Below are 25,754 nucleotides of genomic sequence, written 5' to 3'. Positions count from 1 at the left end.
GCCGTCAGGCCAGCGCGAGGAAGGCGTCGCGTCGTGCGATCAGCTCCGCGAAATCGCCCTCGGGCGCGCCGACGCTCGCCATTGCCGTGTCCAGCCGCGCCCGTGCCGAGTCGCTGATCGACCCCAGCCGCCCGGCGATCTCGACCATCTCGTCCATCCGCGCCCAGCAGTCGAGGACGAGGTCGCACCCCGCGGCGATCGCGCCTGCCGCCTTTTCACCTGCGGTGCCCGACAGCGCCTTCATGTCGATATCGTCGGTCATGAGTAGTCCGTCGAAGCCGATCATCCCGCGGATCACATCGTGGACGATGGTCGGGGAGAGCGTCGCCGGGCGCTCGGCATCCCAGGCCTCAAACACGATGTGCGAAGTCATGCCCATCGGCGCATGGCGCAGGGTACGGAACGGTTCGAGGTCCGCCTCCAGCGCCTCCGCCGACGCGCTGACCGTAGGGAGTAGATGGTGGCTGTCCACCACCGCGCGGCCATGGCCCGGCATGTGCTTCACGACGCCGACGACCCCACCGGCGGCCAGCCCCTCCAGCATCGCACGACCCAAGGTGGCGACCTGCATCGGCTCGGAGCCATAGGTCCGGCAGCTGATCGCCTCGGTCGTATCGGGCTGCGCGATGTCGAGGATCGGTGCGCAATCGACGGTGATGCCGACCTCAGCCAGCATCAGGCCTAGCGCTTGCCCGTTGGCGCGCATCGCCTGGATCGCCGACATGGGCGCGGTGTCGTACAATTTGGCGAAGGCCGGCCCGGCAGGGAAGGCCGGCCATTCAGGCGGCCCCATGCGCGCGACACGACCGCCTTCCTGATCGATCAGGATCGGCAAGCGATCGTTGCCCGACAGCGCCCGCAACGAATCGGTCAGCGCCAGCACCTGTTCGCGGGTCGCGATGTTGCGTTTGAAGAGGATGTAGCCGGCGGGCTCCGCCTCGGTGAAAAAGGCGCGTTCGTCGGGGGAGAGCTCTAGGCCGGCGATGCCGAATATGACGGGCTTCATGCCGGACCAGTTAGCGCGGACGCCGCCAATATGCGAGCGCCGCGCCACCGCATAACGCCTCAGCTGGCGACGAAGCAGCTTTCGCCGGCGACGCGCAGACGGCCGCAGATGTCCGCCGCCTGGTTGGCGCTGCCCGCGTTGACGCGCAGGCGGTACAGCGTGCGGCCGCCGATCGCGACCGACTGGACCGACTTGCCGAGCGGCGCGAGATAGCTGAACCGCTTCGAAAAGCCCGTCCATGCCGTGTTCGCCGCCGCCTCGCTGGGATAGGCCCCGAGCTGGACCAGCGAGCCGCTGGCCGCCGGGCCCGCCGCCGCGCTACGCTGCGCGCTCACCGGCTGTGCCGCGACAAGGCGACCGCCCGAGGCCGGCACCTGCGCCACCGCATTGGCACCGCCCGCGCCGCTGGGCTTGGCGGTCGGCGCGACGCGATGGCCGTCGATCGGCTTCTCCGGCACCGCGCTCAAGTCGATCGAGCCGTTGCCCGCCTTGCCGGCGCTGGTCGCGATGGCGGCATTGCCCTCGCCCTTCACCTTCAGGCCGCCGGGATCGTCGGGCTTGACCTTATAATCACCCTCCTGTGCGGCGATCAGATCGCCGTCGGGGGTGGCGCGGTTCTGAAGCTTGTAGATGCCGAAGATGATCGCGGCGAGTACGGCCAGGCCCAGTACGACCAATGCGAGCACCTTGCCGATCGGCGCGCCGCGCTCCTCGTCCGGCTCGACCGTTTCGAGCCAGGGCAGCCGCTCCTCGTCCCGCAGGTCCAGACCGTCCGTCATCACTTCATCTCCGAAACCGCGACAACACCCATGATGCTGAGGCCATTACGAATAATCTGTGCGATGGCGCTCGCCAAGGCGAGACGCGCACGCGTGGCATCATGATCCTCGACCACCAGGAAACGCCGCTCCGGACGGTCGTTGCCGACGTTCCACAGGGCATGGAACGAAGCAGCTAAGTCATACAGATAAAACGCAATTCTGTGCGGCTCGCGTGCCGTCGCGGCGGTTTCCACGATACGCGGGAATTGCGCCGCCAGCTTCACCAGCGCCAGCTCTTCCGTATCAAGCCGGGACAGGTCGGCACCCTCGGCCGCGATCCCCGCTTCCTCGGCGCGGCGATGGAGCGAGGCGACGCGGGCGTGGGCATATTGGACGTAGAAGACCGGATTGTCCTTCGACGCCTCGACCACCTTGGCGAAATCGAAGTCCATCTGCGCGTCTGACCGGCGGGTCAGCATCGTGAAGCGGACGACGTCCTTGCCGACTTCGCGCACGACATCGGCGAGAGTCACGAAATTGCCCGCGCGCTTCGACATCTTCACCGGCTCGCCGCCGCGCAGGAGCCGCACCATCTGGACGAGCTTGACGTCGAAGCGCGTCTTGCCTTCGGTCAGCGCGGCGACGGCGGCCTGGATGCGCTTGACGGTGCCGGCATGGTCGGCGCCCCAAATGTCGATCAGCTGGTCGGCCGACTGGCTCTTCTGAAAATGATAGGCGAGGTCGGCGCCGAAGTACGTCCACTGGCCGTTCGACTTCTTGATCGGGCGGTCCTGATCGTCGCCGAATTGCGTCGAGCGGAACAGCGGCAGCTCGACCGGCTCCCAATCCTCGGGCGTTTCGCCCTTGGGGGCTTCGAGCACGCCGTCGTAAACCAGGTCGTGATCGCGCAGCCATGCTTCTGCGGCTTCGGGCTTGCCCGCCGCCTGCAATTCCGCCTCCGACGAGAACAGGTCGTGGTGGATGCCGAGGAGGGCGAGATCGTCCTTGATCATGACGAGCATCGCCGCGACCGCGCGGGTGCGGAACAGCGCGAGCCATTCGCCTTCCGGCGCCGACGCATAGCGGTCGCCAAATTCGTCGGCGAGCGCCTTGCCGACCGGGACCAGATAGTCGCCCGGATAGAGGCCTTCGGGGATCGCGCCGACGTCTTCGCCCAGCGCCTCGCGGTAGCGCAGGTGCGCCGAGCGGGCGAGCACGTCGACCTGGCCGCCGGCGTCGTTGACGTAATATTCGCGGATCACATCGTGCCCGGCGAATTCCAGCAGGCTGGCGAGCGCATCGCCGACCACCGCGCCGCGGCAATGGCCCATGTGCATCGGGCCAGTCGGGTTGGCCGAGACATATTCGACGTTGACGCGCACGCCCTTGCCGCTGGTCGAGCGGCCGTAATCGTCGCCCGTCGCCGCGATCTGGGTCAGTTCATCGCGCCACGCCGCGTCGGTCAGGCGCAGGTTGATGAAGCCGGGGCCTGCGACGGTCGCTTCGGCCACTTCGTCCAGCGTACCAAGTTCGGTCGCCAGCGCTTCGGCGAGCGCACGGGGGTTGGTCTTTGCGGGCTTAGCGAGCACCATCGCGGCGTTGGTCGCGAGGTCGCCATGCGTCACGTCGCGCGGCGGCTCGACCGTCACGTTGCGGCGGTCGAGATCGGCGGGCAACGTGCCCGCGGCGACCAGGGTATCGAGGGCCGCGGCGACATGCGCGGCAAAGCGGGTGTAAAGCGTCATGAGCGTCCGTTCGGCGAAAGCGCCGCGCTCTACCGCAAGACGGGGGTGGGTTCAAATCGCCCGGACATAGACAACATGAACACCTTGGGCGAAACGATCCGGGGTTATCGTTTGCGGTTGCGAGACAGTGAGAACGAGCCGTGTGAGACCATAGCCTGCGCTCGGGTAACGGCGTGGGCGATGAAGCAGAAACTTGCCCTGCAGGACAGAGCCGCTCGATTAAACTTCGTACTCAGCGGGTTACGCCACACACCCTCCCACACTCGATCAAACGCGCAGCAATCCGCCGATCGCCGCGGTGCGCTGGCTTGCCGGGAAGAGCGCGGTCATCGCGCGGGAGGGATCGACGGCAAAATGGTCCGCCACCGCGCCGCCGATCAGCGCGTCGAGCTGCGTGGTCGGTTTCAGGTCGCGCGCTTCGTACAGGTTGGCGGTGGCGAGGCCGGGCCAGTCAGCGAGCACGCGGCCGCCCTTTACCGCGCCGCCGAACAGCATCGTGGCGGTGCCCGTGCCGTGATCGGTGCCGCCGGTGCCGTTGACCGCGACGGTACGGCCGAATTCGGTCGCGACGAGGACCAACGTGTCATCCCACACCGGACCGAGCCCCGTCTGGAGTGCGGAGAGCATCGCATCGAGCCCCTTCAATTGCTGCGCCAGCCGACCGCGCTGGCCGGCGTGCGTGTCCCAGCCGCCGGTTTCGATCGTCGCGATCCGCGCACCATTCGCGGGGGCGAGCAGCCGCGCGGCGAGTGCGCCGGTGGCGGCGGCGTTGCGGCCATTGTCCTTGGCCAGATCGTCGGTCAGCGCGCGCGTCTGCATCGCCTCGCCCCACAGGCGGTGGAGCTGGTCGTCGCCGCGATAGAGCTGCGTCACCCGCGCCATCAGGTCACCGGACGCATCGGGCAGCGACGAGGGCGCGTAGCTGGCCACTTCGCGCGCGCCGCGCAGCGCCATCGGCACGGTGGCGGCGACGGCGATCGCCTTGGCATCGTCGGTCGGCACGATCCCGAGCAACCGGTTCATCCAGCCGTCCTTCAGCTGGTAGGCGCCGATGCCGCCCGTCTCCAACACGTTCTGCCCGTCGAAATGCGACCGATCGCGGTAGGGCGAGGCGACGGCGTGGGCGAACAGCGCCTGCCCCTTGCCGTACAGCGCCGCCGCGGTCGTCATCGCCGGGTGCAGCGCGAACATCGCGTCGAGCTTCGTACCGTTGGCGACATCGGCGGCGAGATCGCCACGCGCGCCGACGAAGGCCGGATCGCCGACCGCGCCGATCGTGCCCAGGCCATCAGCGGCGCCGCGCTGGATGATGAAGACGAAGCGCTTGGCCGTTGCCGCTTTTGCGAAGGCGATGCGGGGGGCGAAGGTGCCGAGCAGGCCGAGGCCGCTGCGGGCGAGGAAGGCACGACGGTCCATGGGATTACCTCCGCATCATTTCGGGCGAGACGAGCAGCAGCGCGAGAGCCTGAGTCGGGCTTTCGGCACGGGACAGCGCCTGGGCGGTCATCGGCGACAGCGCGGCGGGAAACAGCTGCGGCGCCAGCGCGCGGGCGTCGATCGAGGGCGGCGCCTTGGAGGCGAAACGCTGTGCCGCCTCCACCCGGCGCAGCACCGCGTCGGGGGCCGCCCAGCTGGCGGCGGTGTCGTCGTAACCGATCGGCTGACCCGGCTTCCACATGGGCTGGCCCAATTGGTCGAGCAGGCCCTGCATCGCCTTCGCCGGCACCTCCGTGACCCCGAGCGCGCGATAGCTGGAGACGCTCCATTCCCACGGTGTCTTGAACTTCGCGGGCGTCGCGGACCAGGCTTCTGGCGAAGCGATCAGTGCGCGATAAACCGTGGGCAGATCGCCGCGCGATGACAGGAACGCTTTTTCCAGCCGCGCGACCATCGCGGGGGGCGGATTATCACCGGCGAAATGGCGGGCGAGCTTGGTCGCGATATGGCGTGCGGTCGCGGGATGCACCGACAAATCGGTCAGGACCGCGGAGGCCTGCGCCTCGCCGTCCTGCCCGTACGCCTTGCCCATGATCGTCCGCGCGCCCGGTTGATGCACCTGGGGCACGAAGGCGAAGCTGCCCACCGGCCGATCGGCGACGAAGCGCGCCGCCGGGCCGCCGCCGATCCCGCCGACCGTCCAGCCGGTCATCGCGCGCGCGAATTCGGTCACGTCCGCCTGGGTATAGCCGGTGCGCACGCCGAGCGTGTGTAGCTCCATGATCTCGCGCGCGAGGTTTTCGTTGAGGCCGGAACGGCGGCGGCCCTTGGCGCGCAGCCCAAGCGGGCTGTCGGGACCGATCGATACCGCCTGATCGAGGTAGATCAGCATCGCCGGATGCCGCTCGACGGCGAACAGCATGTCGGCGAAGCGACCCATGACGTGCGGGCGGATCGCCTCATTCTCCAGCGTGCCGGCAAGGCCGATCAATTCAAGCTTGTCGGCGGAGGTGGCGAAATGGTTCGACCAGAAATGCACCAGTCGTTCGGCGAACGGCGTCGGCGTGGTGAGCGCCGACGTGGTGCGCAGGCCGACGAGGTTGGTGTAATCGTCCTGCGCGAGCCGCCGGGCATCCTGTCGCGCGACCTGCTGCGCGCTGCGTTTTTCCTGCGCGGGCGATGGGGGTGCCATGACGGTGGCCGCCATGTTGGCGGTCAGCGGCGTCATCGCGGGTGCGGGTGGCGGTGTCACGACTGCCGCCGGAGCGGGAGCGCCCTGCTTGGCCATCGCGGCTTGGCGGATCGCCCGCTGTTCGGCTTGATAAGCGGCGATATCCTCCGCCACCGCGGCGCTGGTCGGGGCAGCGGCCAGCACGGGCGTGGCGGGCTGATAGGCGTCGATCTGTTCGAGCAGCCAGCGTTTGGGATTGCCGGGCGGCTCCTGGCCACGTGTGGCCCCCAGGCCGAACCGGTTCATCGCTACGGCAGCGTCCGACATCACGACTCACTCCACCTCGTAAGAGTGGGCATAACCGAGGTTTGTCGCAGAAGTATGCCGGTGGGACGGGCAATAGGACGTCACACCAGTGCAGGCTGGGGTCTTTCGCGGCTCTTGCATCGTGCCGTCACCGGGAGATCCCAGCCTGCGCTGGGATGACGGGTCTAAATGAGTGATGGGGCGTCTGGCCTGCGCCTCAGAACCCTTCGGGCAGGTCGATGTCGCCGACCAGTTCGCGGTAGCGCGCGATGGCGTAGCGGTCGGTCATGCCGGCGATGAAGTCGGCGATGTGGCGGCTGCGGGCGGGCTCTTCCGCCGGCACGTCGGCGGCCCATTCGGGGCTCATCGTCGCCGGATCGTCGCGATAGGCAGCGAACAGGCCGCGGACGATGCCATGCGCGGCATCCGCCGCCGCGAGCTGGCGCGGGTGGTGATAGAGATTGGCGTACATGAAGCGTTTGAGATCGCGCTCCTGCTCGCGCATCGCGGGCGAAAAGCCGCATAGCGCCTGGCCCGCCGCGCGCACGTCGTCGACAGTGGCGACGCCCGACGCGCCGATGCGCCGGCGCGTCTCCTTGATCAGGTCGTTGACCATCGTACCGATCTGGCTGCGCACCAGCTCATGCGCCAGCCGGCGCGGCGCGATGTCGGGGAAGCGCGCACGCGCCGCATCCCAGCCGCGCGCGACGATCGGCACCGCGAGCAGCTGGTCGAGCGTCAGCAGCCCGGCGCGCAGGCCGTCGTCGATGTCGTGGTTGTCGTAGGCGATATCGTCGGCGATCGCGGCGACCTGCGCTTCCAAGCTGGCGTGGCTGGTCAGGTCGAGCGGGAAGGCGTCGTCCGCCTCACGCAGCGCCCAACCGGGATGGCGGACAGGGCCATTGTGCTTGGCCAGCCCCTCCAGCATCTCCCACGTCAGGTTGAGGCCGTCGAAGCGCGGATAGGGCCGTTCGATATGCGTCAGCGTGCGCAGGGTGTGGCCGTTGTGGTCGAAGCCGCCCGCATCGGCGAGCGCCGCCTTCAGCGCATCCTCACCGGCATGGCCGAAGGGCGGGTGGCCGATGTCATGTGCGAGGCATAGCGCCTCGGTCAGATCCTCGTTGAGGCCCAGCACGCGCGCGATCGTGCGGCCGATCTGCGCGACCTCCAGGCTGTGCGTCAGGCGTACGCGGAAATGGTCGCCGTCGGGGGCCATGAACACCTGCGTCTTGTGGCGCAGGCGGCGGAAGCTGATCGAATGGATGATGCGGTCGCGGTCGCGCTGGAAATCGTCGCGGGGACCGCGCGCCGTCCCCTCCCCTTCGGGATGGAGGCGGCCACGGCTGGCGGCGGGATGAGAAGCCCAGGGGGCGATGGCGGTCATGCCGCCGGCCTTACTTCGCCGACAGCCGCTCCACCACCTGTCCCGCGTCGCTGGTGAAGGTAAAGGCGCCGATCCCCTGCTTGGTCAGCTGGTTGACGAAGCTGCGCGCCTCCGCATCAGTCTTGAACGGGCCGGTCAGCACGCGGTTAGTGGCGCGCAGCGGCGTCTTCCAGCCGCTCTTGCCGGCGAGCGCGGGTGCCTTGGCCTTGGCCGCCGCCCAGGCCTTGGGCAGATCGTCCTCGTTCGCGCCGCCCGCCACCTGCACCCAGATGCGCGACGGATTGGCGCGGGCGAGCTTCTTCGCCTCGGCGGCTTCCTTCGCTTCGGCCAGCTTCTTCTCGGCGGCTTCCTTCTTGGCGGCGGCGGCCTTTTCGTCGGCGAGCTTCTTCGCGGCGAGCGCCTTCTTGTCGGCCAGCGCCTTGCGGTCGGCCGCGCGCTTGTCGGCGGCGGCCTTCAGCGCGAGCGCCTTTTTGGCGGCGGCGTCGCGTTCCTCCTTGGCCTTCGCCTCGGCGAGCACGCGGGCGGCGGTGTCGTCGGCGGTGGCGGGAGCGGGCGTGGCGCGGACCGGCTCGGTCACGCCCAATTCGGACGCAGGGATCGACAGGCTGGCGACGATGCGCGCGAGCACCGAATCGCTGTCGGGCTTGGCCGGGGGTACGGACACGATGGGTGTCGCGGTCGCGACCTCGGCCGGGCGGGGCGCAGGGAGCGGCTGCACAACCGCGGTCGCTGGCGTGGATGCCACCGTCGTGCCGACGGCGGCTGACCGGGTAGGCGTCGCCGTCGCGATCGCGGGATTGGCCGTCACCGGCGTCGGCGCGACCGCCGCCGTCGCCGTAACGACGGGCTGTTGCGGCGTGACGGTGGCGGCCGCCGGGTTCGCCGTAGCCGGTGCGGGCGTGACCACTGGGCGCGTGATCGCGCTGGCGATCGCGACATTGGCAGCGGAGGCGGTGGTTGGGGTCGCCACCGGCGCGGCGGGCGCGCGCGACGGCAAGGGCTGCACCATCGCCGTCGTACTCGCCTGCGTGACGGGGGCGGGACTGGTGGCCGCGGGCACCGGCTGAACGCGCGCCAGGGCCGCGGTCACCGCTTGATAGGACGGAGCGCCGGCGGGCGTGGCGACGGGCGGCGTGTTGGCCGCCAGCGCGACCGTCGGCTGCTTCGTCTCGCGCGTAATCCGGCCGCGACGCGCTTCGCGACCGGTGGGACGCGCCGGCGTCTGGACCGCGGCCAGTGCCACCGGCGGCCGTTCGGGCGCCAGCTGCGGCAGGACGTGCGCGAGGCGGGCGTCGGCGATCCGTTCAGGCGAGGCGTGGACCTCACCGAAATGGACGGCGAAGGCGCGATCGGCAGGCGACAGGGCCGGGAGGCGCTGGAAGAAGGGCAGCAGCCCCTGCGCCATGCCCTGCGGCAGCATCGTCGTGACGATCTTTTCCGCGCCGGGCTGGTCGCCGGTCATCGCCAGGACGAAGGCGCGCGTCCGCCATGCGCTGCGATCCTGCTTGCGGACCAGGGGATCGAGCAGCTGTAAGGCCGCGTCCCGCTGGCCGACGATGCCGAGCGACAAAGCGTAACGCTGGATGACCTCGTCATTCGCGCCGGCCTGCATCGCCAGCCGATAATCGCGCTGCGCCCGCTCCGGCTGGCCGATCAGATCGTAGGCGAGGCCGCGATCGCCGGCATAACGGCGCACGTCATATCCCGCCGCCTCGGCCTGCGCGAAATAGCGCAACGCCTCGCCGGGCCGTTCCGACCGGACCAGAATCGCGCCCTCGCCCGCCTTGATGCGGGGATCGTTCGGCGAGACCTTTTCGGCGCGCGCATACAGCGACGCCGCGCCGCTGAGGTCGCCCAGCGACAGCGACAGGTCTGCCGCGGCGACCAGCGCGTTCAGATCGCGGGGATTGGCGGCGAGCGCCCGCATCTGCTCGGCGAGCCGATCCGCGTCGGTGGTGCCGGGCAGCGGTTGCACGACCTCCTGCGCCGGGGATGCGGCCGGGACGGATGCCAGCAGCAGGGCCGCGGACGCCAACAAAGCGGGGACGATGACACGCATGAGATACCATCACGCTAAAGCCGGAACCGGCTGAACCGGCAATGTCCGGCGCCCGGCGGCGCGGTGAAGCGAGACGCGCCGGCGACGAATGCGGGTTGGGTGGTTCGGAATGGGACGCGGTGGCGGGGGTGTGGAAGGCGCGCGCTTGGGACCGGCATTGCCTGGGGCGCACGCATAGCCGGTCGGGAGGCCATGACGTTTGCCTCAAGCACCACGTCACCCCGGACTTGGTCCGGGGTCCACTGTGCGGCGAGGGATGGCTGGAGGCTCCAGCGTTGCCCTTGCGGCCCGGTGGACCCCGGAACAAGTCCGGGGTGACGGAGGAAAGGGGCGAGCGGTACGCGCCAATCGGTTACAGGGCCTTAGGACGTGGCAGTCCGGACGATGCCCTTACTTCATCTGCCGGTGGCGTGCATGATTGATGGAGCGGGTCGGAAGCCCTGCGAACCGTCAGTTTGGGAACCGGCGCGGCTTGCCCCAAGTACCACGTCACCCCGGACTTGCTCCGGGGTGACGGGTTGGATGGGGCGAGCGGTCGCCCCGATCCAATTACTGGTTGTTCTGGCGGTGCAGGAAGCGCGGCAGGTCGAGCGGTTCCTTCGAATCGCCGTCGCTGTCGTCGCGCGCCGGGCCGCGGGCGGCGTTCGACATGCGTTCGAACAGCGTGCCGCCCAACTTCACGCGCGGCTGCGGGGCAGCGTCCGCGGGGGCCGCGTCGCTGCCGGGCGCGATCCACGAGCGGCGGCCGGCGGGGGCCTGAGCCGGCGCGGCAGGCTCTTCGCCATAGGTCTTGGGCGTCGGCGGGACCATCGTTTCGGCGCCCAGTACCAGTTCGTCGTCCGCGGCGGCAGGCGCGGAGGGCTGTACCGCCTGCGTCGGCTGGAGATCGAGCGGCGCGGCCTGCGGGGCCGGCTGGGCGGCCGTCGGCGCGGTGAACGACACCGACGGCGACGGCGCGGCAGCCGGGGCCGGCGCGGGTTCCGGCGCGCTCACCGGCGCCGACGTGGTCGCGCTGGGACGGAAGGAGGTGCTGTCGTCGGTCTTGCGGCCCATGCCGAAGCTGAACGACTTGGTCGGTTCGGCCGCGGGGGCGGCGAGGCCGGGCTTGGCGTCCGAATCGATGCCGGTCGCGACGACCGACACGCGGATGCGGCCTTCGAGTTCCGGGTTGAACGCCGAGCCCCAGATGATGTTCGCGTCGGGATCGACCAGATCGCGAATGTGGTTCGCCGCCTCGTCGACTTCGAGCAGGCGCATGTCGTCGCCGCCGGTGATCGAGATGATGACGCCCTTGGCACCCTGCATCGACACGCCGTCGAGGAGCGGATTGGCGATCGCCTTTTGCGCCGCCTCGAGCGCGCGGTTGTCGCCGGACGCTTCGCCGGTGCCCATCATCGCCTTGCCCATTTCCTGCATCACGCTGCGGACGTCGGCGAAGTCGAGGTTGATCAGGCCGGGCATGACCATGAGGTCGGTGATGCCGCGCACACCCTGCTGCAGCACCTCGTCCGCCATCTCGAACGCTTCCTTGAAGGTCGTGTTCGCGTTGGCGATCAGGAAGAGGTTCTGGTTGGGGATGACGATCAGCGTATCGACATACTTCTGCAGTTCCTCGATGCCGCCATCGGCGCTCTTGGCGCGACGGTTGCCTTCGAAGCTGAACGGCTTCGTGACGACGCCGACGGTCAGGATGCCCATGTCGCGCGCGGCCTTGGCGATGACGGGCGCGGCGCCGGTGCCGGTCCCGCCGCCCATGCCGGCGGCGATGAAGCACATGTGCGCGCCTTCCAGACGCTTGGCGAGATCGTCGATCGTCTCTTCCGCCGCGGCACGGCCGATTTCCGGCCGCGAGCCGGCGCCCAACCCTTGCGTGATCTTCGCACCCAGCTGGATGCGCTGCGGCGCGATCGACGACTTCAGCGCCTGCGCGTCGGTGTTCGCGACCAGGAAGTCGACGCCCTGCACGTCGGCACGCATCATGTTGGCGATGGCGTTGCCACCCGCGCCGCCCACGCCGATCACGGCGATACGGGGGGTCAGTTCGTCGACCTCGGGAGTGATGAATTCGATGCTCATGGCCTAAACTTTCTCCGCCCCTGTCCGGAATTGCGCGCCGGGACCCTGATTAACCTTTTGCCTCAACGATTCACGCTCTTCCATAGGAAATCCGCGCGAAAGGTCATCGGCGCTTAATAATTTGCCCGCGCCGCCTGAATCAGCTTGCGGACCATGCCCATGCCACGCTGGCGATGAACGGTGGTTTGCTGGGGTGCCACCCCGCGCAGATCAATCGGATCCGACGCCGCATAGAAGGCAAGGCCCGCCAGCGTCGCGAACGCCGGCCCGCCATGCGCCTCCGGCAGCGCGGTCAGCCCGCGCGGCCGGCCGATACGCACCGAGCGGCCGAGCGCCTGCTGCGCATAATCGGCGATGCCCTTCAGCTCCGCACCGCCGCCGGTCAGCACGACCTGCCGCCCCACGGGCCCTTCAAATTTCAGCTGGGCGAGCGACTTGCGGATCTCGTCCATCTGATGCTCCAGCCGCTGGCGGACGACGCCGATCAGCTGCGCCTTGGTGATCTGCATGCCGCCGTGGACATCATCTTCGGCGGCGATCGGCATCACCGGGATCATCTCGTGATTGTCACGCGGGGAGGCATTGGCCGAACCGTGGAAGCACTTCATCCGCTCCGCCTGCGCGCGGCGAGTGCCGAAGGCGCTGGCGATATCGTCGGTGATGTCCTGCCCACCCATCGGGATCGAGCACAGGCCGACCAGCATGCCGCCGGCGAACAGCGACACGTTGGTGATCCCCGCCCCCATTTCGACCAGCGCAACGCCCAGCTCGCGCTCTTCGTCACTGAGGCAGGCAAGGCCTGTCGCGACCGGCGCGGCGATGATCGACTTCACTTCCAGATGCGCCGAGCGGACGCACAGATCGAGGTTGCGCACCGGCGACCCGTCCGCGGCGACGACGTGGATGTGGACGCCGAGGCGATCGGCGTGGAGCCCCAGCGGCTTCTTCACGCCGGTGAGGCCGTCGAGCGTGTACAGCGCGGGCTGCGCGTGCAGCACCATCCGCCCCTGCGGATCGATCGAATTGCGCCCCGCCGCGAGCAAGGCGTCGATATCCTGCTGTTCGACGCGATGGCCGCCCAGTTCGAACTCGACCTCAGCGACGTCGCTGACGAGGCCGCCGGCGGAGAAGCCGACCCAGACGTTCTCGATATTGATGCCGGCGATGCGTTCGGCCTGCTCCACCGCCTCGCGCACCGCGGCTTCGGTGGCGCCCATGTCGGCGATATAGCCGCGCTTGACGCCGCGGCTTTCGCGCTGGCCGGTGCCGAGCACGATCAATTCGCCGCCGTCGCCCTTTTGCGCGATCATCGCCGACACCTTGGACGAGCCGATGTCGAGCGCGGTGATGAGTCCTTCCGGTGCTGCTTTCGCCATTATCCCTCGGCCCCCGTGTGCGCGTCTGCCGCGTGTCGATCGCCGGTGTTTCCCGCACCGGTATCGGTCTGTGTACCCGCCGGCGCCGCGATCTCACTGGGATCGGGCACGTCATGCGCCATGCTGGCGCCGGGCTTGCGCGCGACGAGCTTGCTCGGATCGCGCATGTCGAACCGCATCCAGCCGCGCCCCAAAAGAGGCCGCGCGCCGTCGAGCTCGGCGAATTTGAGCAACGCTGCGGGCGCGCCGTCTTCGGGCAGCGCCAGCGTCTCGCCGCTGTCGAAGGTCAGGTCCCAGCGGCGGTTGCCGATCCAGGTCGCCGCCTTGACGCGGGGCTTGAGCGCGGGAGCCGTGGCGAGCAGCGCCTGATAGCCTGCCTCCTGCCGGTCCGCGCCCGGGCCGATGACCAGCGGCAAATCGGGGATCGCATCCGGCTTCACCGGTTCCAGCAGCACGCCGTCCTTGTCGATCAGCGTCAGTTGGCCATTGTCCTGCCACACCGCGGCGGGGCTGCGTTCGACGATGTCGATCAGCAGCGTGTCGGGCAGCCGGCGCGAGACGTGCGCGTCGGCGATCCAGCCGTAGCGCAGCAGCTTCTGGCGCACCGCCTCCAGATCGACGAGCGGCATCGCACGGCTCTGCTGGTCGAGCGCGACGGCATAGACGCTCATCCGGTCCATGCGCTTGAGGCCGGTGACCTCGATCTGCTCGACGCGAAAGCCCGCCTGCCCCGCGCCTTCGGCAATGGCGGTGCCGATGATGCCGGGGATGCCGATCCAGGTCAGCGCGGCGAGCGCCACGGCGATGCCGCCGCCGGTGATCGTCCACGTCGCCGCCTTGCGGATCGTCTCCTCGCTGACCGGCAGCGCGGCGATCGCACGCTCGAACAGCCCGAGCTTGCGGACGGGCTGCTTGCGCCGGGCAGCGGGGCGCTTGGGCGGCGGGCCGCGCTTGATCGTGCGGCTCATCCCGCGCCATCCTTGGCCTGACGCGCCTTGGCGTCGGCGAGCGCCTCGTCGACGATCGCCTGGACGAGCTGTTCGTAGCTCATGCCGATGTGGCGCGCCTGTTCGGGAACGAGGCTCAAGGGCGTCATGCCGGGCTGCGTGTTGACCTCGAGCAGGAACAGGCCGTCGACGCCGCGCTCGTCGTCCCAGCGAAAGTCGGAGCGGCTGGCGCCCTTGCACCCCAAAAGGCGATGCGCCTCGAGTGCGAGCCGCTTGCAGGCGTCGGCGATCTCGTCGGGGATGTCGGCAGGGCAGACGTGTTCGGTCAGGCCATCAGTGTATTTGGCGTCGAAATCGTACCAGCCGGTCTTGGGCTTCAATTCGGTGACGCCCAGCGCGCGGTCGCCCAGCACCGCGGTCGTCAGCTCGCGGCCGCGGACATAGGGTTCGGCGAGCAGTTCGTCGAACTCGGCCCAAGGTCCCGCCACGTCGCGGCCGATCGGATTGCCGTAATTGCCGTCATCGGTGACGATCGCGACGCCGACCGACGAGCCTTCGTTGATGGGTTTGAGGACGTAAGGGCGCTGCAACGGATCGCGCTCGTGGACGTCGGCGGACTTGACGATCCGGCCGCCCGGCATGGGGATGCCGGCGGGGACGAGCACCTGCTTGGTCAGCACCTTGTCGATCGCGATGACCGACGTGGCAAGGCCCGAATGGGTATAGGGGATGCCCATCAGGTCGAGCATGCCCTGCACGCTGCCGTCTTCGCCCGGCGACCCGTGCAGCGCGTTGAAGACGAGATCGGGCTGCGCCGCGGCAAGGCGCGCAGCGACGTCGCGGCCCATGTCGATGCGGGTGACGCGGTGGCCGTTCGCCTCGAGCGCATCGGCGCAACCGTTGCCCGACAGGAGCGATACGGGGCGTTCGGCAGACCAGCCGCCCATGAGGACCGCGATGTGCATCAATTCCGCCCCCGCAAGGGGGAGGTGGCATGCGCAGCATGACGCAGGGGGAGGACACGGAACAGCGGAGAGGACACTGCCGTCCTCCCCCTCCACCACTCGGCTGACGCCGAGCGGTCCCCCTCCCCCTGGCGGGGGAGGAACTGGATCACGCCGCTCACGCCGCCACTCCCACGCGCTGAATTTCCCATTCCAACGTCACGCCCGATTGCGCCTTCACCTTGTCCCGCACCTCTTCACCCAAACCTTCGATATCGGCGCTGCTCGCCGAACCGAGGTTGAGCAGGAAATTACAATGTTTCTCAGATACCTGAGCATCACCACGCCGCAAGCCCCGGCAGCCGGCGGCATCGACCAAAGCCCAGGCCTTGTGCCCGTCGGGGTTCTTGAACGTCGAGCCGCCGGTCTTCGACCGGAGCGGCTGCGATGCCTCGCGCGCGGCGGCGATGCGGTCCATTTCCGCCTGGATCACGGCCGGCTCGGCGGGCGCGCCGCGGAAGGTCGCGGATACGACGACCGCGCCGTCGGGCAGCGCGCTGTGGCGATAGGTGTAGCCGAGGTCGGCGAGGCTGAGGGTCACGCGTTCGCCGGAGCGCAACACGACGTCGGCCTTGACCAGCACGTCCTTGACCTCACGGCCGTAGGCGCCACCATTCATCCGGACGAAGCCGCCGACCGTGCCGGGGATCGAGCGCAGGAATTCGACGCCGCCGATGCCCGCATCGCGTGCGGTCGAGGAGACGAGGATGCCGCTCGCCCCGCCACCGCAGCGCAGGGTCACGTCGTCGAGTCGCTGAACGTGCGCGAACGGCTTGCCGAGCCGCACCACCACACCGGGAACGCCACCGTCGCGGACGATGAGATTCGATCCCAGCCCCAGCGCCATCACCGGCACCGTTGGGTCGAGCGCGGCGAGGAAGTCGGACAGATCGTCCGCGTCTTTCGGCTCAACCAGCCATTGGGCATTGCCCCCCGCCTTGAACCAGACGAGCGGCGCCAGCGCGGCGCCCTCCGTCAGGCGCCCGCGGACCGGGGGCAATGCGGTCACCAAGGCCCGACGCCCCAGAGTCGCGTCCACGCCTGGAACGCGGCGAGGTTCGCCTCGGCCGCCTTGCGCGTCGCCTCCTGGGCCTCGACCATCGCGGCGCCGGCATCGACCGCGTGGCCGCCGGCCTCCAGCGCCTGGCGCTGCGCGTCGAGCATCTGCTTCTGGAGCTTCAGGCCCGCATCGAACCAGTCGGTCATCGCCGTGCTCCGATCGCGGCGGCGAGGCCCGCCGCCCATTTGGTGATGTCGCCCGCGCCGAGGCAGACGACCATGTCGTTGGGCTGGATCGTCGCGGCGAGTTCGTCCGCCAGCGCATCGGCATCGGCGACGGTCGCGGCGGAGCGGTGGCCGCGGCGCTTCAACCCCTCAACCAAGGCCTGCGCGTCGACGCCCTCGACCGGCGTCTCGCCCGCGGCATAGACAGGGGTCACGAGCACGCGATCGGCGTCGTTGAACGCGGTCTGGAACTCTTCCATCAGGCTGCCGAGGCGCGAATAGCGGTGCGGCTGGACGACGGCGATGACGCGGCCCTCCGCCCCTTCGCGTGCGGCGGCGAGCACGGCGCGGATTTCGACCGGGTGGTGGCCGTAATCGTCGATGATCGTGACGTTGCCGTCCTCCATCGCCACTTCGCCGACATGGGTGAAGCGGCGCTTGACGCCACCAAACGCGGAAAAGCCGCGCTGGATCGTCTCGTCGGGAATGCCGAGCTCCAGCGCCACGCCGATCGCCGCGAGCGCGTTCTGGACGTTGTGGCGACCGGGCATCGGCAGCTCGATATTCTCGATCGAGCGGCTGGTGCCGTCGCGCTCGCGCACGATGCATTCGAAGCGGTTGCCGCCCGGCACCGGGGTGACGTTGACACCGCGGACGTCGGCCTGTGCGGAAAAGCCGTAGGTCACGACGCGCCGGTCGCGCACGCGCGGCAGGATGTTCTGGACCTCCGGGTGGTCGAGACAGAGCAAGGCCGCGCCGTAGAAGGGCACGTTCTCGACGAATTCGACGAACGCGTCCTTCACGCCGTCGAAGCTGCCGTAATGGTCGAGGTGCTCGGGATCGATGTTGGTGACGACCGCGATCGTGCCGTCGAGGCGCAGGAAGCTGCCATCGCTCTCGTCGGCCTCGACCACCATCCAGTCGCTCGCGCCGAGACGTGCGTTGCTGCCGTAACTGTTGATGATGCCGCCGTTGATGACGGTGGGGTCGACGCCGCCGGCATCGAGCAGCGCCGCGACCATGCTGGTCGTCGTCGTCTTGCCATGCGTGCCGGCCACCGCGACGGTCGACTTGAGGCGCATCAGCTCGGCTAGCATTTCTGCGCGGCGGACGACGGGGATGCGTCGTTCCAGCGCCGCCTCGACCTCCGGATTGGTGCGCGTGATCGCCGTCGAGGTGACGACGACTGCGGCGTCCGCCACGTTCTCGGCAGCGTGGCCGATCGTGACGGCGATGCCCTTGTCGCGCAGGCCCTGCACGACATAGCCTTCGGCAACGTCGGAGCCCTGCACGGTATAGCCGAGGTTCTTCATCACCTCGGCGATGCCGGACATGCCAATGCCGCCGATGCCGACGAAGTGGATCGGACCGATGTCGGTTGCGACGCCCCTAATCATGCCGTCACCGCCTTGGGCTTGGTCGGCACGCCGACGGGGAGGCGCGACAGCGGGGCGTCGAGGCTTTCGACCAGATCGGCGAGGTCGCTGACCGCGGTCGGGCGGCCGACGCTCTTCGCGCGCGCGGCGGCGTTTTCGAGTGCCGCGGGGTCGAGGCCCAGTTTCTGCATCTGCTTGGCAAGCTCCACGGCGGTAAATTCGGGCTGCGGGATGGTGCGCGCGCCGCCCGCCTTGGTGATCTCGCGCGCATTCGCGGTCTGGTGGTCGTCTGTCGCGCCGGGCAGCGGCACGAGTATGGCGGGCCGCCCTGCCGCGGTCAGTTCCGCGATCGTCGACGCGCCGGCGCGGGCGATGACGAGGTGCGCCCAGGCGAGCTGTTCGGGCATGTCGGGCAGATAGGTCGCAAGTTCGGCCGGAATCTGATGCTCGGCATATTGCGCGCGCACCGCATCGATATCCTCGATCCGCGCCTGATGCGTCACCTGCAGGCGGCGACGGAAGGTGACGGGCAGCATGGCGAGGCCGTCGGGCACCACCTGGCTGAGGATGCTCGCGCCCTGGCTGCCGCCGGTGACGAGGACGCGGAAGATGCCGTCTTCTTCCAGCAGCGGATAGGGTTTCGCACGCAAGGCGAGCACCGCGTCGCGCACCGGATTGCCGACGAGATGGACCTTGTGCTCGTGCTTCGCCGCCAGCCGCTCGGTCGCCTTGTACGAGGTCGCGATCGCATCGACCTTGCCCGCGACGACGCGGTTGACGCGGCCCAGGACGGCGTTCTGTTCGTGGACGGCAGTCGGGATCTTCTCCGCGAACGCCGCGAGCAGCGCGGGGAAGGCGGGATAGCCGCCGAAGCCGATCACCGCGGCGGGCTTGAACGTGCGGTACAATTCACGCGCCATCGCCCGGCCGCGCAGCATCTCGCGCACCGCGCTCGCCCAGCCCTGTGGCTTCTTCACCTGGAAGCGGCCCGCGGGCAAGACGTGCGTCTGGACGTTCTCGAACAGGCCGGGGAAGCGCACGCCGCGCGCATCGCTGACCAGCGCGACGCGATGGCCGCGCCGGGTCAGCTCCTCCGCCAGCGCCGCGGCGGGGACCATGTGACCGCCCGTGCCACCGGCTGCCAGGACGTAATGCTTGCTCAATTCGAACCCCATCTCACCACATACGGGCTGCGCGTCAGGAACGGATTGCGCCGGGTGAAGGCAAGCAGCAACCCCATGCCGATCGACAGCGCGATCATCGACGACCCGCCATAGCTGATGAACGGCAGCGTCATACCCTTGGACGGCGCGAGGCCCGTGTTGACCGCCATCGACACCAACGCCTGCGCGCCGAACTGCACGGCGAGGCCGCTGGCGGCGAGCAGCTTGAATTCGTCCTGTTCGTCGAGCAGCTTGACGAACACGCGTACGACGATCGCCAGGAAGACGAGCGCGATGATCGCGCAGGCGATCAGGCCGAATTCCTCGCCGATCACCGAATAGATGTAATCGGTATGCGCTTCGGGCAGACCGAACTTCACCGTGCCGCCGCCGGGACCGGTGCCGGTCCAGCCGCCGCTGGTGATGGTCGCATGCGCGGCATTGGTTTGGAAGTGATCGCTCGCGCCCTCGCCCTCGACGCTCGGGAACAGGAAGGCGTCGATGCGGTTGCGGGCGGTGCTGTAGAACATGTACGCGCAGACGAGACCGACCGGCACCATCGCGATGATCCCGCCCAGCACGCGCATCGGCGTGCCGGCGATCATCAGCAGCGCCATCCATACGGTGCAGAAGATCACCGTCTGTCCGAAATCGGGCTGCATCATCAGCAGCAGCGCGATCAGCCCGGTCATCGCACCGGTGATGAGCACGGTCGGCAGCGTCGGGTCCTTCGCCTTGAGCGACAGCAGCCATGCGACCGTGACGATGAAGAGCGGTTTCAGGAACTCGGACGGCTGGAACGAGGCGAAGCCATAGCCGATCCAGCGCCGCGCGCCGTTGATGCTGTTCCCGACGAAGGGCGTGAGCGCGAGGCAGACGATCAGCACCGCAGCGCCGATCAGCGCGAGCCGGCGGGCGAGCGGCACCGGCAGCATCGACACGCCGAACAGCACGGGCAGCGAGATGCCGACCCAGATCAGCTGGCGCCAGAAATAATAGAGCGCGGTGAACTTGTGATGCTCGCCCGAATAACGAACTGCGGTCGCGGGGCTTGCCGCCGCCACCGCCACCAGCCCGATCGCGATCAGGAACAGGGTGAGCAGCAGGAGCATCCGGTCGATGTCCCAGAACCAGGTGCCGAGCGGCGATCGGTCGCCGCGCCCGCCCGAGCGCTTCACCTTGGCGATCAGGGTGTCGCGCTTGTCGTCGGTCATGCTGGCGCCCGTCATGCTAGAGCCTCGACAGCCGCGCGGAACGCAGCGCCCCGCGCCTCGTAATCGCGGAACTGGTCGAAACTAGCACAGGCCGGCGACAACAGCACGACCTCTCCGGGCTGCGCCGCCGCGGCGGCGGCGCGGACGGCCGTGACGAGATCGCCGCTCCGTTCGACGTGCGGGAGTTTTGGCGTCAGGATGTCGGCGAACAGCTCGGCCGCCTCGCCGATCGTATAGGCCGCGACGACGTGGCTGAGGAACGGCGCGCAGGCGTCGAGATCGTCGCCCTTGCGCTTGCCACCGACGATCCAGTGAATGCGCTCGAACGCGCCGAGCGCGGGGGCGGTGCTTTCGGGGTTGGTCGCCTTGCTGTCGTCAATGAAGGCGACGCCGTTGCGCTCGGCGATGCGCTCCATGCGGTGGGGCAGGCCGGTGAAAGTTTCGAGCGCTGCGGACAGTTCGCCGGCGGGCACGTCGAGCCTCGCCGCGACGATACGTGCGGCGGCGACGTTCTGCGCATTGTGTGGACCGCGCAATGCGGGTCCGAACACCGCGCCGTTGTATTCGGCGGTCGACACTTCGATCAGATCACCCCGATCGCGAAGCGCGCCGGCAAGGTTCCGCGTGGCGTCATCGTCGATGCCAACAACCGCGAGATGACCCGCTGACTGCATCTCGAACAGCCGCGCCTTGGACGCCGCATAGCCCTCGAACCCATCATAACGATCGAGGTGATCCGGTGTGATGTTGAGCAGCACCGCGACGTCGCAATCGAGCGTCTGCGTCAGGTCGATCTGGTAGCTCGACAGTTCGAGGACATAGACGCCCCCCTCCGGCAGCGGATCCTGTTCGAGTATCGGCAGGCCGATGTTGCCGCCCATCAGCGTCGGCACGCCCGCGGTCTTCAGGATATGATGGACCAGCGCGGTCGTCGTCGACTTGCCGTTGGTGCCGGTGATGCCGACGACCTTGTGCGGCGGCAGTTCGGCGCGGGCCTGGGCGAACAATTCGATGTCGCCGATCACCGGCACGCCCGCCGCGCGCGCCTGCGCGACCAGCGGGTGGGTGTTGAGTGGGACGCCGGGCGAGACGACCAGCCCGGCCGCGCCGGTGAGGTCGAGGGCGGCGGGATCGTGGACGATGACGCCGTCGATCGCTTGCGCCCGTTCGCGCGCGGCGGGGTCGCTGTCCCACGCCACCACGTAAGCACCGGCGGCGGCGAGCGCGCGGACGGTCGCCATGCCGGAGCGGGCGAGGCCGAGGACGGCGTAGCGTTGGCCCTTCCAGGCGGTGGAGAGGATCATGCCGCGTCTGCCCAAATCGATCCGTCATCCCGGACTTGGTCCGGGGTCCACTTTTCGGCGGGGGGGACGGCTAGAGGCGCGCACCGCCCCCACGTGGCCTGGTGGACCCCGGAACGAGTCCGGGGTGACGGGGGGAATGGGGCTACGGTCATCCCCCTCACCGCAGCTTCAGCGTAGACAGGCCGGCGAGGGCCAGCACCAGGCTGATGATCCAGAAGCGGATGACGACGGTCGGCTCGCTCCAGCCCAATTGTTCGAAATGATGGTGGATTGGCGCCATGCGGAACACGCGCTTGCCGGTGCGCTTGTAGAAGAACACCTGGATGATGACCGACAGCGCCTCAACGACGAACAGGCCGCCGATGATGCCCAGCACGATCTCATGGTGCGCGACGACCGCGATCGTGCCGAGTGCGCCGCCCAGCGCGAGGCTGCCGGTATCGCCCATGAACACCGCAGCGGGCGGTGCGTTGAACCACAGGAAGGCGAGTCCGGCGCCAACCACCGCGCCGCAGAAGATCGCGAGTTCGCCCGCGCCTGGCACGTGCGGGATGCCCAGATACGTGGCGAACTTCACGTTGCCCGCCAGATACACGATCAGCATGAACGCCACGCTGGCGATGATGACCGGCATCGTCGCCAGGCCGTCGAGCCCGTCGGTCAGGTTCACCGCATTGCCGAAGGCGACGATCGTGAAGGCGGCAAACAGCGGGAAGGCATAGCCAAGGTCGAGGTACAGCCGGTCCGTGAACGGCAGATACAGGTGCGGACCGTTCTGCTGCATGATGATCCACGACGCGATGCCGGCGATCGCAAATTCGAGCAGCAGGCGCGTCTTGCCCGACACGCCGGCGGTGCTCGCTTTGCGCACCTTGTCGTAATCGTCGAGGAAGCCGATCGCACCGAAACCGAGCGTCACGAACAGACACGCCCAGACATAGGGGTTGCTGAGATCCATCCAGATCAGGATCGCCAGCGCCATGCTGGTCAGGATCATCAGCCCGCCCATCGTCGGCGTGCCCCGCTTGGCGAGGTGCGTCTGCGGGCCGTCAGCGCGGATCGGCTGCCCCTTGCCCTGGCGGACGCGCAGCCAGCCGATGAAGCGCGGCCCGATGATCAGGCCGATGAACAGCGCGGTCGCCACCGCCGCGCCGGTCCGGAAGGACTGGTAGCGGATAAGGTTCAGCAGCCCGGTGAAGCCCAGGTGCTCGGCGATCCAGTACAGCATTTACGTTCCGCCCCCCATGCGATCTGCGATCGCAACACCTGCCTCCAGCCCCGCGACCAGGCGCGACAAGCCGACACCATTAGACCCTTTGACGAGTACCGCGTCTCCTGCCCGGACCAGGTTCTTCAGCCGGTCGAGCGCCGTCGCAGCATCCGGCACATGCATGATGTCGACGCGTCCCTCAAGGGCCTGTGCCAGCGGCGCCATCGCTTCGCCGACGAGCAGCGCCGTTTCGACGCGCGCGGCCAGGATCGGTTCGGCGAGGGCGGCGTGATAGGCGGCGGAATCGTCGCCGAGCTCGCGCATCTCCCCCAGCACCGCGACGTGCCGGCCGGGCTCCTCCGCCAGCACCGCCAGCGTCGCGCGCATCGAGGCGGGGTTGGCGTTGTAGCTTTCGTCGATGACCAGCATCTCGCCCTCGCCGACGCGCGCCGTGACGCGGAGGCCGCGCCCGGCGAGGCCGCCCATTTCGGCAAGTGCGAGACCCGCACGGGCGAGGTCGGCGCCGGCGGCATCGACTGCGGCGAGGACCGCGAGGGCATTCGACACCCAGTGCATGCCCGGCTGCGACAGCGTGAACGACAATTCGCGCGCGCCGACCTTTGCGGTCACGAACGACCCGCCCGCGGGCAGACGCATCGCCTCGACCGCATGGACGTCGGCGCCCTTGGTCAGACCGAAGGTGACGGTGCGTGCGGCATAGGGGGCGGCGGCCGCCATCAGCCGGTCGCGGTGCGGGCTGTCATAGGGGACGATGGCGACGCCGCCGGGCTCAAGACCCTGGAAGATCTCGCCCTTGGCGTCGGCGATGGCGCTTTCGTCGGCGAAGAATTCGGTGTGGGCAGGCGCGATGGCGGTGATGATCGCGATGTGTGGGCGCACCAGGCGCGTGAGCTGCGACAGCTCGCCAGCATGGTTCATGCCCATCTCGAACACGCCGACCGTCGTGTCGCGCGGCATGCGGGCGAGGCTGAGCGGCACGCCGGTGTGGTTGTTGTAGCTCTTGACCGAGCGATGCACCGCGCCGGTCAGCGAGCGGTCGAGCGCGGCGAACAGCGCCTCCTTGGCCGACGTCTTGCCGACGGAGCCGGTGACGCCGATCACCGTGCCATTCATGCGGGCGCGGGCGGCACGGCCGAGGTCGTTCAGGGCCGCGAAGGTATCATCGACGCGCACGTGCGGATGGGGCGTGTCGGCGGATACGATCGCGCCAGCGGCCCCTTGCGCGAAGGCCTGATCGAGGAAGCGGTGGCCGTCGGTGCTGTCGCCCGTGAGGGCGATGAACAGGTCGCCGGGACCGACCTCACGGCTGTCGAACGCGACGCCGGTGACGGCGAAGTCGGTGGAGGCGGTGCCCGAGGTGGCAGCGGCGAGTTCGGTGGCGGTCCAGAGGGGACGCATCATCGCCCAACTCCTTCGTCACCCCGGACTTGTTCCGGGGTCCACCAGTCCGCGAGGGGCGGGCAAGAGCCTCCAGCCATCCCCCTCGCCGCGGAGTGGACCCCGGAACTAGTCCGGGGTGACGAAGAGTACACGCCCCTCACGCCGCATACTCCCGCGCCACGCTGACGTCGTCGAACGGCAGCACGAGGTCACCGACGATCTGGCCCTGTTCGTGGCCCTTGCCGGCAATCAGCACGATATCCTGCGGGCCGGCTTCGCGGATCGCGGTGGCGATGGCTTCGCGGCGGTCGCCGATTTCGCGGGCGTCGGGCGCGCCCTTCAGGATCGCGGCGCGGATCGCGGCGGCATCCTCGGTACGGGGATTGTCGTCGGTGACGATCGCGAGGTCGGCCTGCATCTGCGCGACCTGCCCCATCGTCTCGCGCTTGCCCGCGTCGCGGTCGCCGCCCGCACCGAAGACGACGATCAGCCGGCCGCCGGCATGCGGCTTCAACGCGGCGATCGCCGCCTCCAGCGCGTCGGGCGTGTGCGCGTAATCGACGTAGACGGGCGCGCCGCCGCGCGCGATCGCCGCACGCTCCAGCCGGCCGCGGACGGGTTGCAGGCGGGCGAGATTGGCGATCGTCTGCGTCACGTCGCCGCCGGTCGCGATGACCAGTCCCGCCGCGACGAGCGCATTCGCCGCCTGATAGCCGCCGATCAGCGGCAGGGTGACGCGATGCGTCGCGCCCTCCGCCTCGATCACCAGCCCCTGCCCCAGCAAGGTCGGATCACGCTCGACCAGGCGCAGCGTGCTGCCGCGTTCGCCGACCGTCACCAGCCGGTTGCCGCGCGCCTGGGCGAGATCGATCACCCGCGCCGATTCGACGTCGTCCGCCCAGACGACTGCGGCGCCATCGGGGCTAAGCACTTCGGAAAACAGCCGCAGCTTGGCGGTGAGATAGGCGCCCATGTCGCCATGATAGTCGAGGTGGTCGCGGCTGAGGTTGGTGAAGGCCGCCGCGGCGACGCGTAGCCCCTCGGTGCGATATTGCGTCAGGCCGTGGCTCGACGCCTCGAAGGCGACATGCGTCACGCCCTCGCGCGCCAGCCCGGCGACGTTGGAGAGAAAGGTGACGACGTCCGGCGTCGTCAGCCCGGTCGTCACGCGCTCGTCGGCGGTGGTGACGCCCAGCGTCCCGATCGAGGCGGCATGCTCGCCCGCCATCCGCCACAATTGCCGCGTCATTTCGACGGTGGAGGTCTTGCCGTTGGTGCCGGTCACGGCGACCGCGACCTCGGGAAACGGCGCGAAAAATTGCGCGGCAAGCTGCGCGAAGCGTTCGCGCGGGCTGTCGGACGGGATTGCCACAGCGCCCTCCACCGGCACGCCCGGCCGCGTCACGACGGCGATCGCACCCGACCGCACCGCGTCGGCGATATACTCCTCGCCATTCACCCGCGCGCCCTGAAACGCGCCGAAGACGGTGCCCGGCGCGACCTTGCGATGGTCGATCGCAAAGCCGGTGACCACCGCCTCTTCACTCCCGCCGGTGAGCGTCCCCAGCTTCATGTCGCGCTCCTCAATAG

20 protein-coding genes are annotated in these 25,754 nt (G+C 69.0%); all 20 read right to left on the bottom strand.

What is annotated here, in order from left to right:
* Positions 1-4: 4 nt before the first annotated feature.
* Positions 5-1,006 (bottom strand): glycoside hydrolase family 3 N-terminal domain-containing protein, encoded by a 1,002-nt coding sequence (locus ACP690_RS10615; protein ID WP_426261134.1) that lies wholly within the window; start codon positions 1,004-1,006, stop codon positions 5-7.
* A 59-nt stretch (positions 1,007-1,065) separates the two neighbouring features.
* A complete protein-coding gene (locus ACP690_RS10610; protein WP_426261135.1) occupies positions 1,066-1,785 on the bottom strand; it encodes an SPOR domain-containing protein in 720 nt (239 codons plus the stop codon).
* Positions 1,785-3,512, bottom strand: coding sequence for an arginine--tRNA ligase (argS, locus tag ACP690_RS10605; RefSeq protein WP_426261136.1), 1,728 nt, complete (start codon positions 3,510-3,512; stop codon positions 1,785-1,787). The genes ACP690_RS10610 and argS overlap by 1 nt, the downstream gene beginning before the upstream one ends.
* A gap of 267 nt (positions 3,513-3,779) precedes the next feature.
* On the bottom strand, positions 3,780-4,928 hold the full coding sequence (locus ACP690_RS10600; protein ID WP_426255272.1) for a DUF1501 domain-containing protein: 1,149 nt from the start codon (positions 4,926-4,928) through the stop codon (positions 3,780-3,782).
* A gap of 4 nt (positions 4,929-4,932) precedes the next feature.
* Positions 4,933-6,447, bottom strand: coding sequence for a DUF1800 domain-containing protein (locus ACP690_RS10595; protein WP_426261137.1), 1,515 nt, complete (start codon positions 6,445-6,447; stop codon positions 4,933-4,935).
* A gap of 196 nt (positions 6,448-6,643) precedes the next feature.
* Complete coding sequence (locus ACP690_RS10590) at positions 6,644-7,810, bottom strand: deoxyguanosinetriphosphate triphosphohydrolase (RefSeq protein WP_426261138.1); 1,167 nt, start codon at positions 7,808-7,810, stop codon at positions 6,644-6,646.
* 10 nt (positions 7,811-7,820) lie between these two features.
* Positions 7,821-9,869, bottom strand: coding sequence for an SPOR domain-containing protein (locus ACP690_RS10585; protein WP_426261139.1), 2,049 nt, complete (start codon positions 9,867-9,869; stop codon positions 7,821-7,823).
* A gap of 549 nt (positions 9,870-10,418) precedes the next feature.
* Positions 10,419-11,945: a cell division protein FtsZ gene (gene ftsZ / locus ACP690_RS10580; protein ID WP_183949534.1), complete on the bottom strand. Its 1,527-nt coding sequence runs from the start codon at positions 11,943-11,945 to the stop codon at positions 10,419-10,421.
* A 113-nt stretch (positions 11,946-12,058) separates the two neighbouring features.
* Entirely contained in the window at positions 12,059-13,321 is a 1,263-nt protein-coding gene (gene ftsA, locus ACP690_RS10575; protein WP_426255268.1) for a cell division protein FtsA, read from the bottom strand.
* On the bottom strand, positions 13,321-14,289 hold the full coding sequence (locus ACP690_RS10570; protein ID WP_426261140.1) for a cell division protein FtsQ/DivIB: 969 nt from the start codon (positions 14,287-14,289) through the stop codon (positions 13,321-13,323). Before ACP690_RS10570 ends, ftsA begins: the two co-directional genes overlap by 1 nt.
* Positions 14,286-15,233, bottom strand: a complete 948-nt coding sequence (locus ACP690_RS10565; protein ID WP_426261141.1) for a D-alanine--D-alanine ligase — start codon at positions 15,231-15,233, stop codon at positions 14,286-14,288. Before ACP690_RS10565 ends, ACP690_RS10570 begins: the two co-directional genes overlap by 4 nt.
* Positions 15,234-15,390: 157 nt before the next feature.
* Positions 15,391-16,281, bottom strand: coding sequence for a UDP-N-acetylmuramate dehydrogenase (gene murB / locus ACP690_RS10560; protein WP_426261142.1), 891 nt, complete (start codon positions 16,279-16,281; stop codon positions 15,391-15,393).
* Positions 16,278-16,478, bottom strand: a complete 201-nt coding sequence (locus ACP690_RS10555; RefSeq protein ID WP_024310406.1) for a hypothetical protein — start codon at positions 16,476-16,478, stop codon at positions 16,278-16,280. The genes murB and ACP690_RS10555 overlap by 4 nt, the downstream gene beginning before the upstream one ends.
* Positions 16,475-17,890: a UDP-N-acetylmuramate--L-alanine ligase gene (gene murC, locus ACP690_RS10550; protein ID WP_426255347.1), complete on the bottom strand. Its 1,416-nt coding sequence runs from the start codon at positions 17,888-17,890 to the stop codon at positions 16,475-16,477. Before murC ends, ACP690_RS10555 begins: the two co-directional genes overlap by 4 nt.
* Positions 17,890-19,047, bottom strand: coding sequence for an undecaprenyldiphospho-muramoylpentapeptide beta-N-acetylglucosaminyltransferase (gene murG, locus ACP690_RS10545; RefSeq protein ID WP_426261143.1), 1,158 nt, complete (start codon positions 19,045-19,047; stop codon positions 17,890-17,892). The genes murC and murG overlap by 1 nt, the downstream gene beginning before the upstream one ends.
* Positions 19,032-20,249, bottom strand: a complete 1,218-nt coding sequence (locus ACP690_RS10540) for an FtsW/RodA/SpoVE family cell cycle protein (protein ID WP_020486562.1) — start codon at positions 20,247-20,249, stop codon at positions 19,032-19,034. The genes murG and ACP690_RS10540 overlap by 16 nt, the downstream gene beginning before the upstream one ends.
* 11 nt (positions 20,250-20,260) lie before the next feature.
* The gene (gene murD / locus ACP690_RS10535; RefSeq protein ID WP_426261144.1) at positions 20,261-21,553 is read right to left on the bottom strand and encodes a UDP-N-acetylmuramoyl-L-alanine--D-glutamate ligase; all 1,293 of its coding nucleotides are present in this window, start codon (positions 21,551-21,553) and stop codon (positions 20,261-20,263) included.
* A gap of 157 nt (positions 21,554-21,710) precedes the next feature.
* A complete protein-coding gene (gene mraY, locus ACP690_RS10530) occupies positions 21,711-22,781 on the bottom strand; it encodes a phospho-N-acetylmuramoyl-pentapeptide-transferase (protein WP_017979586.1) in 1,071 nt (356 codons plus the stop codon).
* Positions 22,782-24,185, bottom strand: coding sequence for a UDP-N-acetylmuramoyl-tripeptide--D-alanyl-D-alanine ligase (locus tag ACP690_RS10525; RefSeq protein WP_043060311.1), 1,404 nt, complete (start codon positions 24,183-24,185; stop codon positions 22,782-22,784).
* Between the two features lie 136 nt (positions 24,186-24,321).
* Positions 24,322-25,737 carry a UDP-N-acetylmuramoyl-L-alanyl-D-glutamate--2,6-diaminopimelate ligase gene (locus ACP690_RS10520; RefSeq protein ID WP_426261145.1) on the bottom strand — a complete coding sequence of 472 codons (1,416 nt, stop codon included), beginning with the start codon at positions 25,735-25,737 and terminating at the stop codon, positions 24,322-24,324.
* Positions 25,738-25,754 lie beyond the last annotated feature (17 nt).

Origin of the sequence: Sphingomonas sp. DC4900, assembly GCF_049896485.1 — a bacterium.
GTDB lineage: Bacteria > Pseudomonadota > Alphaproteobacteria > Sphingomonadales > Sphingomonadaceae > Sphingomonas > Sphingomonas aquatilis.
Note: the sequence above shows the minus strand (reverse complement) of the source record. Positions and strands in the feature narration are given on the sequence as shown.

What these genes read in the sequence shown, in the direction of transcription:
- ACP690_RS10615 (WP_426261134.1), bottom strand. Translation starts at nt 1,006, where the DNA reads ATGAAGCCCGTCATATTCGGCATCGCCGGCCTAGAGCTCTCCCCCGAC.
- ACP690_RS10610 (WP_426261135.1), bottom strand. Translation starts at nt 1,785, where the DNA reads ATGACGGACGGTCTGGACCTGCGGGACGAGGAGCGGCTGCCCTGGCTC.
- argS (WP_426261136.1), bottom strand. Translation starts at nt 3,512, where the DNA reads ATGACGCTTTACACCCGCTTTGCCGCGCATGTCGCCGCGGCCCTCGAT.
- ACP690_RS10600 (WP_426255272.1), bottom strand. Translation starts at nt 4,928, where the DNA reads ATGGACCGTCGTGCCTTCCTCGCCCGCAGCGGCCTCGGCCTGCTCGGC.
- ACP690_RS10595 (WP_426261137.1), bottom strand. Translation starts at nt 6,447, where the DNA reads ATGTCGGACGCTGCCGTAGCGATGAACCGGTTCGGCCTGGGGGCCACA.
- ACP690_RS10590 (WP_426261138.1), bottom strand. Translation starts at nt 7,810, where the DNA reads ATGACCGCCATCGCCCCCTGGGCTTCTCATCCCGCCGCCAGCCGTGGC.
- ACP690_RS10585 (WP_426261139.1), bottom strand. Translation starts at nt 9,869, where the DNA reads ATGCGTGTCATCGTCCCCGCTTTGTTGGCGTCCGCGGCCCTGCTGCTG.
- ftsZ (WP_183949534.1), bottom strand. Translation starts at nt 11,945, where the DNA reads ATGAGCATCGAATTCATCACTCCCGAGGTCGACGAACTGACCCCCCGT.
- ftsA (WP_426255268.1), bottom strand. Translation starts at nt 13,321, where the DNA reads ATGGCGAAAGCAGCACCGGAAGGACTCATCACCGCGCTCGACATCGGC.
- ACP690_RS10570 (WP_426261140.1), bottom strand. Translation starts at nt 14,289, where the DNA reads ATGAGCCGCACGATCAAGCGCGGCCCGCCGCCCAAGCGCCCCGCTGCC.
- ACP690_RS10565 (WP_426261141.1), bottom strand. Translation starts at nt 15,233, where the DNA reads ATGCACATCGCGGTCCTCATGGGCGGCTGGTCTGCCGAACGCCCCGTA.
- ACP690_RS10555 (WP_024310406.1), bottom strand. Translation starts at nt 16,478, where the DNA reads ATGACCGACTGGTTCGATGCGGGCCTGAAGCTCCAGAAGCAGATGCTC.
- murG (WP_426261143.1), bottom strand. Translation starts at nt 19,047, where the DNA reads ATGGGGTTCGAATTGAGCAAGCATTACGTCCTGGCAGCCGGTGGCACG.
- ACP690_RS10540 (WP_020486562.1), bottom strand. Translation starts at nt 20,249, where the DNA reads ATGACCGACGACAAGCGCGACACCCTGATCGCCAAGGTGAAGCGCTCG.
- murD (WP_426261144.1), bottom strand. Translation starts at nt 21,553, where the DNA reads ATGATCCTCTCCACCGCCTGGAAGGGCCAACGCTACGCCGTCCTCGGC.
- mraY (WP_017979586.1), bottom strand. Translation starts at nt 22,781, where the DNA reads ATGCTGTACTGGATCGCCGAGCACCTGGGCTTCACCGGGCTGCTGAAC.
- ACP690_RS10525 (WP_043060311.1), bottom strand. Translation starts at nt 24,185, where the DNA reads ATGATGCGTCCCCTCTGGACCGCCACCGAACTCGCCGCTGCCACCTCG.
- ACP690_RS10520 (WP_426261145.1), bottom strand. Translation starts at nt 25,737, where the DNA reads ATGAAGCTGGGGACGCTCACCGGCGGGAGTGAAGAGGCGGTGGTCACC.